The 13,619-nt window shown below is 36.1% G+C and carries 11 protein-coding genes and 1 pseudogene; 11 read left to right on the plus strand and 1 reads right to left on the minus strand.

Annotation, left to right across the window (positions count from 1 at the left end; translation table 11 throughout):
* The first annotated feature begins 9 nt into the window (after window positions 1-9).
* The 9 genes and pseudogenes from AC3WSO_RS04350 to prfB all read left to right on the plus strand — a co-directional run bounded on the left by AC3WSO_RS04350 (window position 10) and on the right by prfB (window position 10,161).
* Window positions 10-1,602, plus strand: a complete 1,593-nt coding sequence (locus tag AC3WSO_RS04350; RefSeq protein WP_492529024.1) for a phosphotransferase — start codon at window positions 10-12, stop codon at window positions 1,600-1,602.
* The gene (locus AC3WSO_RS04355) at window positions 1,599-2,564 is read left to right on the plus strand and encodes a DMT family transporter (protein ID WP_492529026.1); all 966 of its coding nucleotides are present in this window, start codon (window positions 1,599-1,601) and stop codon (window positions 2,562-2,564) included. Before AC3WSO_RS04350 ends, AC3WSO_RS04355 begins: the two co-directional genes overlap by 4 nt.
* Complete coding sequence (locus AC3WSO_RS04360) at window positions 2,561-3,253, plus strand: NTP transferase domain-containing protein (RefSeq protein WP_492529028.1); 693 nt, start codon at window positions 2,561-2,563, stop codon at window positions 3,251-3,253. The genes AC3WSO_RS04355 and AC3WSO_RS04360 overlap by 4 nt, the downstream gene beginning before the upstream one ends.
* Window positions 3,254-3,775: 522 nt before the next feature.
* Window positions 3,776-3,949, plus strand: a pseudogene (locus AC3WSO_RS04365) (flagellar export chaperone FliS); the annotation flags it as partial.
* A 297-nt stretch (window positions 3,950-4,246) separates the two neighbouring features.
* Entirely contained in the window at window positions 4,247-4,630 is a 384-nt protein-coding gene (locus AC3WSO_RS04370; RefSeq protein WP_492529030.1) for a PilZ domain-containing protein, read from the plus strand.
* A gap of 172 nt (window positions 4,631-4,802) precedes the next feature.
* Window positions 4,803-5,354: a ribosome hibernation-promoting factor, HPF/YfiA family gene (hpf, locus tag AC3WSO_RS04375; protein WP_049668100.1), complete on the plus strand. Its 552-nt coding sequence runs from the start codon at window positions 4,803-4,805 to the stop codon at window positions 5,352-5,354.
* A gap of 141 nt (window positions 5,355-5,495) precedes the next feature.
* Window positions 5,496-8,006: a preprotein translocase subunit SecA gene (gene secA, locus AC3WSO_RS04380; protein WP_492529032.1), complete on the plus strand. Its 2,511-nt coding sequence runs from the start codon at window positions 5,496-5,498 to the stop codon at window positions 8,004-8,006.
* Between the two features lie 349 nt (window positions 8,007-8,355).
* Complete coding sequence (locus AC3WSO_RS04385; RefSeq protein ID WP_492529034.1) at window positions 8,356-8,910, plus strand: competence protein ComK; 555 nt, start codon at window positions 8,356-8,358, stop codon at window positions 8,908-8,910.
* 146 nt (window positions 8,911-9,056) lie between these two features.
* Window positions 9,057-10,161, plus strand: a protein-coding gene (gene prfB / locus AC3WSO_RS04390; protein WP_492529036.1) for a peptide chain release factor 2 whose coding sequence is annotated in 2 segments (ribosomal slippage) — window positions 9,057-9,131 and window positions 9,133-10,161 — 1,104 coding nt in all. Because the reading frame shifts where the segments join, the coding sequence is not laid out codon by codon here.
* Window positions 10,162-10,247: 86 nt separating this feature from the next.
* Here prfB and AC3WSO_RS04395 read toward each other — a convergent pair.
* On the minus strand, window positions 10,248-10,757 hold the full coding sequence (locus AC3WSO_RS04395; RefSeq protein ID WP_492529038.1) for a competence protein ComK: 510 nt from the start codon (window positions 10,755-10,757) through the stop codon (window positions 10,248-10,250).
* Window positions 10,758-10,982: 225 nt separating this feature from the next.
* On the opposite strand from AC3WSO_RS04395, the gene AC3WSO_RS04400 reads away from it, so the two are divergent.
* Both AC3WSO_RS04400 and uvrB read left to right on the plus strand, forming a co-directional pair.
* Window positions 10,983-11,225, plus strand: coding sequence for an IDEAL domain-containing protein (locus AC3WSO_RS04400; RefSeq protein WP_492534244.1), 243 nt, complete (start codon window positions 10,983-10,985; stop codon window positions 11,223-11,225).
* Between the two features lie 411 nt (window positions 11,226-11,636).
* Entirely contained in the window at window positions 11,637-13,616 is a 1,980-nt protein-coding gene (gene uvrB, locus AC3WSO_RS04405) for an excinuclease ABC subunit UvrB (protein WP_492529040.1), read from the plus strand.
* The last annotated feature ends 3 nt before the right edge of the window (window positions 13,617-13,619 follow it).

Below are 13,619 nucleotides of genomic sequence, written 5' to 3' on the forward strand. Positions count from 1 at the left end.
TTCAAAGAAATGATACATAATATAAATACTGCTGTTATTTTAGCTTCAGGATATTCCAATGCTTTCGACATTCCATCTTGTTTATTAAAAGTTGACCACCAAACCATGATAAAAAGAACAATTGATATGTTAAAAAATAGAAATATTTATGAGGTTTTTATTATCGTGGGTTATAAAAAGAACTTAATTATAGAAGAGTTAGAAAGTGAAAATGTAAATTTTATAATTAATTCCATATATACATCCACTGGCACGATGAAATCATTAAGTCTACTGAAAAAATATCTAAACAAAGATTTTATTTTAATAGAAGGTAATTTATTTTTTGATGAAAATATTCTTACAACACTACTAGATTCACCTAATCCAAATTGTATTACTTATACTGCTTTAAATGGATCTATTGAGGAAACTATTATTGAATGTACTGAAAAAAATCATGTGGTTTTCATGTCAACGCCTAGTATGGCGGTTGGGCTTTCTAAAATATCTATCAAATTGTTCAAAGAAATGTTGGTATTATATGAACTTTTTGGGGAAAATTGGTTAAAATATGAATATTTCATTTTAAAGTGTAGTAATTGGCCCATATCATATATTAATGTGGATAATTATACATGGATTAATATAGATTCTAATGAACAATTTAATAAAGCTATTGACGTTATATATTCTAATATCAATCGAAAAATCAGCGAAAAAACATTTCAGTTTATTACAAATTATTTACATCAAGCTATTGGAACTAAACCTGAAGAAATTAGGGGAATTGAATTTTCAGGAGGTATGACTAATAAAAATTATAAAATTACTTTAATGGATGGAAATGAATTGCTAATTAGAGTACCTGGAGCTGGAACAAATAGTCTAGTAAATCGACATAATGAAATGATCAACTCTAAGTCAATAGCAGCTCTAGAAATTGATGTACCTACTTTTTATTTTAATGCTCAAGACGGTGTCAAAATTGCGAAATATGTAAAAAATGCACAAACTTTGTCGAAACAAACAGCTGGAATTACAAATAATATGGAGAATATAGCTACTATTTTAAAGAAATTACACACTTCTGATATTAAAATGAATAATGCTTTTTCATTTATAAGTATAATGCAAGATTATGAATCTGTTATTATCACCAAAACAAATAAATATTACATAGATAAAAAATACCCTAATTTTTCTAAGAAAAAAGAAAAGATAGAATTACTAAATGATAAAATTCAGCAACTAAAATCTTTTTCCTTATGTCCTTGCCACAATGATCTAGTTCCAGAGAATTTCATCAAATCGAGCGAAGGGAAACTTTTTTTAATTGACTGGGAGTATTCGGGATATAATAATCCTTTTTGGGATTTAGCTGCTTATATTTTAGAAAGTGAATTGACGAACATTGAAGAGCAGAAGTTTTTAGAATTTTATTTTCAACGCCCTCTTTTAGAAGAGGAATATTTCCAATTAAATTTTTACAAAGCTGTACAGGATGTCCTTTGGAGTCTTTGGACAATCGTAAAAGAATTACATGGTGAATCTTTTGGAGATTACGGACACAACAGATATGAAAGGGGATATAAATTATTAAAGGGGTTGGAATCCTGTTGAAAATTACAGAGTATGAGAAAAAGGGATTATGGATGGGTCTTTTTGGTGGAATTCTATGGGGTGTCAATACGGTAACCATAGGAATTATACTATCTCGCTCAATTTTTGCAGATTATATTTTTATAGCCCCTTTAATCTCAACCTTTTTACATGATACATTTTCAAGCATATGGATGATGTTCCATAATTCGTTTTTTAAACGAACACATCAGCTCAAGCAATCATTGAAAAGTAGGAGTGGGAAAGTAATTATGGTTGCCGCACTTTTAGGGGGACCAATAGGTATGTCAGGATTTATGTTGTCAATTAATTTTATTGGTCCTTCTTATACGGCCATTATATCTTCAATATATCCTGCAGTTGGATCTTTTTTAAGCTTTTTATTTTTAAAAGAAAAAGTGACTAAGAAAAACATTATAGGACTTTCTCTTGCTATAATAGCAACAATTTTTTTAGGGCTAACTTTACAAGAAGAACCGCAAAATTTAATTTTAGGATTATCTTGCGCTTTGTTATGCGTTTTAGGATGGGGATCTGAATCTGTTATCTCCGCATATGGTATGAAAAATGACATATTACCTTCTATTGCTTTACAAATAAGACAAACAGTTTCCGCAATAGTTTATGGCTTTTTTATAGTCCCGATTATTGGGGGTATTCCTTTAGTGAAATTAGTATTACAAGACTTTACAATAATTTTATTTGCATTAACTGCATTAGCGGGCACTGCTTCATATTTATTTTACTACGCATCGATTAATCGCGTTGGTCCAATAAAAGCTATGGGATTAAATATTAGTTACTCTGCATGGGCTGTTTTATTCGGTCTATTATTAGGATTTGAAGCAGGAATAAAAGATTTTTTATTAGCCTTGCTTATTATTGCAGGATCTATCTTGACAACAAATAATCCAAAAGAATTTTTTACAATTATTTCTTTCAAAAGGGGTGTAAAACTATGAACGCAATTATTCTTGCAGCGGGACTCGGATCTCGTTTCGAAGAATGGACAAAAACAAAACATAAAGCTCTTTTGCCAATAAATAAAGTACCTAACTTAGAAAGAACTATTCAATTTTTAATTGAAGCAAAAATCAATGAGATTTACATTGTTACTGGCCATTTAGCTAATCAATTTGAATATCTGACAAAAAAATTTCCAGGAGTAAAATTAATCTTCAATAAAATGTATAAAGAATACAATAGTATTTACAGCTTCAAATTAGCCCTACCTTATTTTGGGGATTCATTTATCATCGATGCAGATACGGTCTTTCTTGAAAATATTTTTTTAAACCTTAAACCTATACAAAGTACATATTTTACAATTGTTCGAATCGATCAAGAAAATGAATGGTGTCCAATATTAGACAACAATCAAAAAGTAATAGATATAAAAATCACTGACGAACGACTCCCATCTTTATCTGGGGTTTCCTTTTGGGCAATGCAAGACTGTAAAATAATAAAACAACACTTTTCAAATTACTTGCAATCGAAAAATCTTAAAAAACCTTCCTTATACTGGGATAACATACCTTTGGATTTAATTGAAACTTTAAATATCACTATTTTTCAATTAAAACAAAATACTTTATATGAGATGGACAATCAACAAGACTATTTGAAAATTATTAAGTCAATTTCATAATAACTCTATTTTCGGAGTAAGATAAAAGGTTCTACAACTTGTTATTGAACTGACCTACAAAAATGTGATAAATACACCTTTCGTTGAAAAATGGGTATGTAACCTATCAAATCAACGTGAAGGATTCTTTTCTATGGGGAAGAGAGAGTTACCCGTTAGAAGTGAAAATGAAAGCAATTGAACTGAGATTAGCAGGAATTCCTACAAAACAAATTTTACAAGAATCGAATATTCGTAATTATTCTCATGTGAAATGGTACAAGGGTGGAGAATTACATCGCCTTAAACTGCCTGTAGGGATACAATATACCTATGACTAAGGATCAGAAAGCTAAATTGCTAAGTTACAAACTGAGAATCGAAATTTAAAGAAGCAGATTGAAGTTATATAAAAGTACGTAGTGTTGGAGAAGGAAGTGGTCCCAAAAATTCAAGTACAGCTAGTTGAGGAGATAAAAGAAATCATGCCGATTAATGAAATCCGCCGTGACTTAGGCGTGAAAGCAGGCCAATAGAAATAAGCTAACACAATATGAATATATCAACCGTCGTTTAGTAGAAGCTAACATTCAAAATGATGTCGCTATTATTGAAGAAGTTGAGGGATTAGTGACGGAATTCCGTGATACATGGAAGGAAGTTATTCGGATTAATCGACAACAGCAATTCGGTCAGGGAAACACTGGACAAATTTAGACAGCATAGAGGCCATCAATTTATGATGGTCTCTTTTCTTTTCGAGAAAAACGAGAAACGACATTTACATCATCCTACAAAAGTTAAAGCCTCCGGCGGATGTCACGGAATCGGAAAGGAATGCTTTGTGCAAGCACAAAGTCACTTCCGGACGCAATTATGCCGAGGCATAATTGATTTAGTCATAAAATAGGTCTTTAATCAGTAAAATATGTTACTTATTCCCTCTAGATGTAAAACATGCATCATGTCATAATCAAGCTAAATAGATGTTTACAATAGTATTGAGGTGGGAAGATGATATTTAAACGCCAAGAAGGCTTTCGATTTAAATTCGATGAGCCTATAAAAATGACTTTTGCAGTATATAAGGACGGTAGAGTCAATCAAGCGCAAATGGCAATGGCTGATTTGTTGGATATTAGTCCACGAGGGTTAAAGATGTTTACTGAGGTGGATTTAGGTGTTAATCCTCGTCCTTTGGAATTACGCTTTATTCTGGATACAAGAGAGGTACGAGCTTATGGAGAGGTCATTTGGAGCCGTCCTTTCGGTAATGGTAAGCAGTATGGTGTGAATTTTAATAATCAAGATTCGGTTGAAGGTTTGATTGTCGAAGAGTTGAAGTTGCGCCGAAGAAAAGAAGCCGATGAGGCAAAACTAAATAATATTTATTCATAAAGTAAAAATTTATCAGTAGAGGGACTTTGTTCATCCCGTGCCTAACTTCTTTGCTTTCGCCTATATTGCTTTTGCAGGAAAAAATTTTTTTTGAAAAAAAGAATTATTTTAGAGGAATTTCGCACACTTGTGTAGAAATATAAAGTATAGCAGTTATAAAGGAGGAGTTTACATGTTAAACTTTAACATTCGTGGTGAAAATATTGAGGTAACTCCAGCTATTCGAGAATATGTTGAGAACAAAGTCGAGAAAGTTGAACGTTATTTTAACGAAGATGTTAATGCCAACGCTAACGTAAATTTAAAGGTTTATAATGACAAGCAAACTAAAGTGGAAGTTACAATTCCAATGAAGAATTTAACTCTTCGTGCAGAAGAGCGTCATAATGATATGTATGCTGCAATTGATTTAATCGTTGATAAATTAGAACGTCAAATCCGTAAGCATAAAACAAAAGTAAACCGTAAATTCCGTGAGCGTGAAGGTACAGGCCTTTATTTTGCTACTTCTCAAGCAGCCGCTGATGCAGTGACAGAGGAAGATGAATATTCAATTGTTCGTACAAAGCAATTTGATTTAAAACCGATGGATCAAGAAGAGGCTGTTTTACAAATGAATATGCTAGGGCATGATTTTTATATCTTTACAGATGCGGAATCAAACGGCACAAATATTGTCTATAAACGCAAAGACGGTAAATACGGCTTAATTGAAACAACTTAAACTTAAATATGTCAAAGAGCTCTCGCGAAAAGCGGGAGCCTTTTTTATGAGCTTGCTTTTTATGCTAGGGACTCTGTTTGCATGAATATGTTATACAATGGTAAAATGAAAGTTGAGACTATATAGGAAGTGAAAAAATTCATGGTAAACCTATTAAATAAATTATTTGATTTCAATAAACGTGAACTAAAAAAATTAGACAAAATTGCTGACCAGGTTGAGGGATTCGCTTCTCAAATGGAACAGCTTTCAGATGATCAATTACAAGCGAAAACAGAAGAATTTAAAAAACGCTTTGCCGACGGAGAGCCTTTAGAGTCGATTCGTGCGGAAGCTTTTGCGGTTTGTCGTGAAGGGTCAAAGCGTGTGTTAGAGATGTACCCATTCCGTGTACAAATTATGGGTGCTGCGGCATTAGATGAAGGTAATATTGCGGAAATGAAAACGGGTGAAGGTAAAACGTTAACGGCTACGATGGCTGTTTACTTGAATGCCATTACTGGTAAAGGTGTACATGTTGTGACGGTCAATGAATATTTAGCTGGTCGTGATGCTGAGGAAATGGGACATCTGTATAATTTCTTAGGCTTAACGGTTGGTTTAAATTTGAACAGCCTGTCAAAAGAAGAAAAACGTGCTGCTTATGAAGCTGATATTACGTATAGTACGAACAATGAGCTAGGCTTTGACTATTTACGTGATAATATGGTGCTTTATAAAGAAGAACGTGTACAACGTCCGCTACATTTTGCGGTAATCGATGAGGTTGACTCGATTTTAATTGATGAAGCGCGTACGCCATTAATTATTTCGGGTCAGGCGGGGAAATCGGCGCAGCTTTATAAACAGTCTAATGCGTTTGTTCGTATGTTAAGTGCGGAAACGGATTACACATATGAAGAGTCGACAAAGGGTGTTACATTGACAGATGCTGGTGTTGAAAAGGCAGAGAAAGCATTTGGCATTGATAACCTATTTGATTTAACACATGTACGTTTAAACCATGCGATTAACCAATCGTTAAAGGCACATGTAAGTATGCATAATGATATTGATTATGTTGTACAAGAGGGCGAAATTATTATTGTTGATGGCTTTACGGGTCGTTTAATGAAAGGTCGTCGCTACTCGGATGGGCTGCATCAGGCTATCGAGGCCAAAGAGGGCGTAGAGATTCAAAATGAGTCAATGACGATGGCGACAATTACATTCCAAAACTATTTCCGTATGTATCAAAAGCTTTCAGGTATGACAGGTACAGCGAAAACAGAGGAAGAGGAATTCCGTAATATTTATAATATGAATGTTGTGGCGATTCCAACGAATAAGCCGATCGCTCGTGATGATCGTCCTGACTTAATTTTTGCTTCTATGGAAGGAAAATATAAAGCGGTGGCGGCTGATATTGCTGAGCGCCATAAAGCTGGACAACCAGTTCTTGTCGGTACTGTTGCTATTGAAACATCTGAAATTATTTCGGATTTATTGAATAAACATAAAATCCCACATAACGTTTTAAACGCGAAGAACCATGAGCGTGAAGCAGAAATTATTGCGAATGCTGGTACGAAGGGTGCCGTAACAATTGCTACGAACATGGCTGGTCGTGGTACAGATATTAAGCCTGGAGAAGGTGTAATGGAGATTGGCGGTCTAGCGGTAATTGGTACGGAGCGTCATGAATCTCGTCGTATCGATAATCAGCTGCGTGGTCGTTCTGGTCGTCAAGGGAACCCAGGGGTTACGCAATTCTATCTGTCACTAGAAGATGAATTAATGCGTCGTTTCGGCTCTGATAATATGAAATCCATGATGATGAAATTAGGGATGGATGATTCACAGCCACTTCAATCTAAAGTTGTTTCAAGAGCGGTAGAATCAGCTCAAAAACGTGTTGAAGGTAATAACTTCGATTCTCGTAAACGTTTATTACAATATGATGATGTGCTACGTCAGCAACGTGAGATTATATATAAAGAGCGTTACGACGTATTAGAAACAGAAAATATGCGCGTGCTTGTTGAGTCAATGATTCAAGAAACAATCGATGACATTGTCGCAGTGTATACGCAAGGTGAGCAGAAGGATTGGAACTTAAAAGCGATTGATGACTTCGTCGCTGCAAACCTATTGGATGAAGGCGTTCTGAAGGTGGAAGATTTCCAAGGTAAATCTGCAGAAGAGATTAACCAACTAATTTCGAACACTGTCCAAGCACGTTATGATGAAAAAGAAGAACAGCTTACATCAGAGCGTATGCGTGAATTTGAAAAAGTTATCTTATTGCGTTCAATTGATACGAAGTGGATTGATCATATTGATGCTATGGATCAGTTACGTCAAGGTATTCACCTTCGTGCATATGGTCAAAATGACCCTCTTCGTGAGTATCAACAAGAAGGCTTTGCTATGTTTGAGGATATGGTTGCTTCCATTCGCGAAGATGTAGCAAAATATGCGATGAAGGCAGAGATCCACAATAATTTAGAGCGTGAGGAAGTTGCGAAAGGTCAAGCTGTTAATCCGAAAGAGGATGGTGGTTCAGCTCCGAAAAAGCAACCTGTCCGTAAGTCTGAAAATATCGGACGTAATGATTTATGTCCATGTGGAAGTGGCAAGAAATTTAAAAACTGCCATGGTGCAGGTCAATAACAATATGATGACGAAAAAGATCATTTTAACGATAAGTTAAAATGGTCTTTTTTCTATGTTTAGGATATCTTCACGATTTAATGTAGCTAAAAATCGGAAAATTCAGAATAAGGTACATGATACTACAACAATAGGTAAATAGTTCAATGAAAAGGGTAATGTTTATAACTTTTTTCTGATTTATTATAAATGTAAAGTTATAGTCCGAAAGCTCTGAAAAAAGTTGTAGTGGAGGTGATTGATATGTGGAGATAAAAAATCCTCGAGAACAGCAGTCTGCGGAAGAGTTTCTCGAGGAAATACATGGGAGTATCCAATATATTTCTAAAAAAATAAAGGAGGGTTAATAATGCAGTATGATGACATTATGAGTAGCGAAACGATGCTGTATAAGCCGGAGTATGATGCCTTTGGAAACTTGTGCACGCGCGTAATTGAAAGGGATAACGAACATATTTCTAAATTAGCGCCGACAAAATTAATGGATTATAATCTACGATATTTTGGGTCAAGTTTAAGAGGGGCTCTCGATGGATCGAGAATGATACTAGGAAAGCTGAATAAAAATCCAATAGTTGTTCATGAACGAAGTAATATTGTATGGTTCCCAAGTAAGTCTTATATACGACCTGAATGTCAATGGTTTGCTGTTCATCATATCCTGGACTATCAAGCTATGGATAAAAAGAATACAAAAGTAATTTTTATGAACGGTTATGAAATTACTGTCGATCTAAGTTTCAGATCATTTGAATACAGAATTCAAAGAGCGTATTTACTAAAATATAAACTGGAAAAGCGAACGAAGCTACTAGTTCAATATGATCAAGGTAGAGTATTCCCTCGAATGACGAACAACGTTATCTTTGATGATGATAAAGATAGAAACAAAACTGTGTTGTAAAAAAGTATGTTTTCTTTCGTAAAAACGTTATAATGAAGAGATACGGGGCTTGAAAGAAATAGGAGAAGTATGTTTAAAATCATTTCTTAACCTAATTTTTAAGCTTTTAAAACCAGCCCCATCAAAAACGTTCGGAGGATTTAACAATGATTGAATTAGCAGATGTACGTAACGCGTTAGACACTTCAGCCAAAAAATTGGCGGACTTTAGGGGGTCTCTTTGACTTAGAAAACAAAGAGGCACGCATGCAGGAATTAGATGAAATGATGCTTGAGCCAGGCTTCTGGGATGACCAGCAAGGTGCACAGGTAATCATTAATGAGAGCAATGGCTTAAAGGCAATTGTTAATGAATATAAAGATTTAGTGGAAACACACGAGAACTTAGATATGACGCTAGAGCTATTGCAAGAAGAGCCTGATGAAGAATTGCAGGAGGAGCTAGGCAATGAATTAGTAGAATTCCAGCAAAAAATGGGCGATTTTGAGCTGCAATTACTATTAAGTGGTCCTTATGATCAAAACAATGCGATTTTAGAGTTGCACCCTGGAGCAGGTGGTACGGAATCTCAGGATTGGGGCTCAATGCTACTTCGTATGTACACACGCTGGGCAGAAAAACGTGGCTTTAAAGTGGAAACAGTTGATTATCTTCCTGGTGATGAAGCAGGTATTAAATCTGTAACATTGTCTATTAAGGGTCATAATGCTTACGGCTATTTACAAGCAGAAAAAGGTGTTCATCGTTTAGTACGTATTTCACCGTTTGACTCTTCGGGTCGTCGTCATACATCATTCGTTTCTTGTGATGTTATGCCTGAATTCGATGAGAATATTGAAATTGAAATCCGCACAGAGGATTTAAAAATTGATACGTATCGTGCAACAGGAGCAGGTGGTCAGCATATTAATACGACAGATTCAGCTGTTCGTATTACGCACACTCCTACTGGTACTGTCGTACAATGTCAGGCAGAACGTTCACAAATTAAAAACCGTGAAAAAGCTATGACGATGTTAAAAGGGAAGCTCTATCAATTAGAGATTGAAAAGCAGCAGGCACAGCTAGATGAAATCCGTGGTGAACAGAAGGAAATCGGCTGGGGTTCACAAATTCGTTCATACGTATTCCATCCTTACTCAATGGTGAAGGATCATCGTACAAATGAAGAAACAGGTAATGTAGGTGCGGTGATGGATGGCGATTTAGATCCATTCATTAATGCATACTTACGTTCAAAAATCGGGTAATGAAGACCCCTCAGAGGCACAGAAAAATTGTGCTTTTGAGGGGTTTTTATTTTCACTACAATTACACCAAAGCGAAATTCATTACTTTAAAAAGGTGGGTGATTCGGGGTGTCCTGACTAATCTGCTTGCGCTCATTCATGTAATGTTTATATAACATCGATGCATTGACAAATTGCTTGCTCATTGAAGCATATTGAATGGGTAATTCAATTTGTTTATCGTTTTTAAGTGTAACGATACAGCCCGTTTTACTCGGTACAATATTCGAAATGGCGTGAAGTCCAATCCAGATGTTGTGGACAGAGTTTGGCGAATAGATTGGTAGAAAAATACACGGATAACCATAATCATAAGCAACAACGATTGGAAGCTTATGTTGATTGCCGAAGAAGCGTTTAGCGGAATGCTTCGCTGCTTCATAGGTTGTTCCTAGTGAAATACAAGATTTTCGTAATATATGCATTGGCCTCCGTGTAACAATAAGTTCATTATGCTTATCAATTACCCGAGTGAAAATTTTAAAGTCGTACTGGACTGGCTGAAGTAAATAGGTGTTAAAAGAAAGTAAATATCCATTGACGTAGTTTGCTGACATCTATGTAAGCCTCCTTTTTCTATTTCTTCTTGAAGTGTAAAACACAAAAATAAATTCAGAAAATATAGATAAACGAAGGAGGTTCGTGCAATTTCAAGAAATTGCTTAGAATAATTGCTTAAAATAGCACGAGGATAATAGTAAATCGAAGTGATTTTCAGTTCGTAAGCATTGCATTTCAATTTCAATTTTCTTATAATTTAGAAAAGGATCGAGGTGAGATCGTTGGATAAATATTATTCGTATACAGATTTTCTAAAAGCCGTTGGTCAGACAAAGAAAGTTGATGAGGCAGAGAAATTATTAAACGAGATTTATTTAGATTTATTTTTAAATCATATCCAGCGTAAGCATCGTGAAGAGCAGCTCATGGTTCTGATAGATAGAGCACTCGATGACAAAGATGAGAACGCATTTCATCTATACGCAAACGAACTAGTAGCTTTACACCAAGATACAACTGAATAATATGACGAGCCCGCTCTCTGTTATTGGAGGGTGGGATTTTTTTGATTTTATTTGCAAGATTGATGACCAAGCGGATCAGTTCCCTTAGTAACCGAATTAGATCTCTCTAGACTCCACTCGCATAACCCTTTAATAGACATGAACCTCACGAGTACTTCATCACCAAACAATGAAATTCCTGCTAAGGTCATGTATTTACATCGCCCCATCTCGATTAGCTAACAATTGGAAAGGGTAATCTATTGATAGAGATGTTCCGATAAATATTATAGTACATACGTTCTGTTAAATTCATCGCTAATAGAGCAAACGAAAAAATATTTACAAACATTCGTTCGTTAAATGTTCGAAATTTTAATAACGCTATGCTAAAATATATGTACAAATTGGAAGGAAAGGACGGGGACATGTGTGCAAACATTTGATTTACAAGCGCCATATACGCCTAGTGGAGATCAGCCACAGGCAATTGCGGAATTAGTGGAGGGTGTACGTGCAGGTAAACGTCATCAAACGTTGCTTGGGGCAACAGGAACGGGAAAAACGTTTACGATCTCTAATGTCATTAAAGAGGTAAAAAAACCGACACTTATTATGGCACACAATAAAACACTAGCGGGTCAATTATATAGTGAGTTTAAAGAGTTCTTCCCTGATAATGCAGTTGAATACTTTGTCAGCTACTATGATTACTTTCAACCAGAGGCCTATGTACCGCAGACGGATACTTATATCGAGAAAGATTCAAGCATTAATGATGAAATTGATAAGTTGCGTCACTCTGCGACATCTGCATTATTCGAGCGCGATGATGTCATTATTATTGCATCTGTGTCCTGTATTTATGGTCTAGGTTCTCCAGAAGAATATCGTGAACTGGTCGTATCAGTGCGTACGGGAATGGAAATTGAACGTAATCAGTTGCTTCGAAAATTGGTCGATGTCCAGTATGAGCGTAATGATGTTAGTTTTACACGTGGGACGTTTCGAGTACGTGGTGATGTAGTGGAAATTTTCCCAGCATCACGTGATGAACATTGTATCCGCGTGGAATTTTTCGGGGATGAGATTGATCGAATTCGCGAGGTGGATGCCTTAACTGGAGAAATACTAGCAGAGCGTGATCATGTTGCTATTTTCCCAGCGTCCCACTTCGTTACACGAGAAGAAAAAATGCTAAAAGCTATTGATAATATTGAAAAAGAGTTGGAGGAGCGTTTAGCTCTTTTGCGTGCAGAGGATAAATTATTAGAGGCGCAGCGTTTAGAGCAACGCACTCGTTACGATTTAGAAATGATGCGTGAAATGGGCTTTTGCTCGGGTATTGAAAACTACTCACGTCATTTAACATTGCGTGAAGCGGGGGCAACACCATATACACTACTTGACTATTTCCCTGATGATTTTTTACTTGTTGTCGATGAAAGTCACGTTACTTTGCCACAAGTTCGGGGGATGTATAACGGTGACCAAGCACGTAAAGGTGTGCTAGTTGAGCATGGCTTCCGTTTACCATCAGCACTAGATAACCGCCCTTTACGTTTTGAAGAATATGAGAAACATATACATCAAGCTATTTATGTATCGGCAACACCTGGCCCATATGAGCTTGAGCATACGCCGGAAATGGTACAGCAAATTATTCGTCCAACTGGGCTGCTTGATCCACAAATTGACGTACGTCCTATTGAAGGACAAATTGATGATTTAATCGATGAGATTCAAGGTCGTATTGTTCGTGATGAACGAGTGCTCGTTACAACGTTGACGAAAAAAATGTCAGAGGATTTATCAGCTTATTTGAAAGAAATGGGCTTAAAGGTGGAGTACTTACATTCAGAGATTAAGACGCTAGAGCGAATTGAAATTATTCGCGAGCTGCGAAAAGGTACTTATGATGTTCTAATCGGCATTAACTTATTGCGAGAAGGGCTAGATATTCCTGAAGTTTCTCTTGTGGCGATTTTAGATGCTGATAAGGAAGGATTTTTACGTTCAGAGCGTTCATTAATTCAAACGATTGGACGTGCAGCACGTAATGCTAATGGTCATGTCATTATGTATGCAGATAATATGACGGATTCGATGAAAAAGGCAATTGACGAAACGAAACGTCGTCGAGCACTGCAAATGGCGTATAACGAGGAGCATGGAATTACACCGAAAACGATTGTGAAGAAAATTCCTGATGTTATTCGGGCGACACAGGTGGCAGAGGAAGAAGAGACTTATGTAGCGAAGGCTACAAAAGGTAAGAAGCTGACGAAGGCGGAAAAAGAGCAGTTACTTGCTACGCTAGAAGTAGAAATGAAGGAAGCAGCAAAAGCACTCGATTTCGAACGTGCTGCTGAGCTGCGCGATACAATATTTGAATTGAAATTAGAAGGGTGAACG

Source organism: Lysinibacillus sp. EB106-09-02-XG168 (assembly GCF_058791475.1).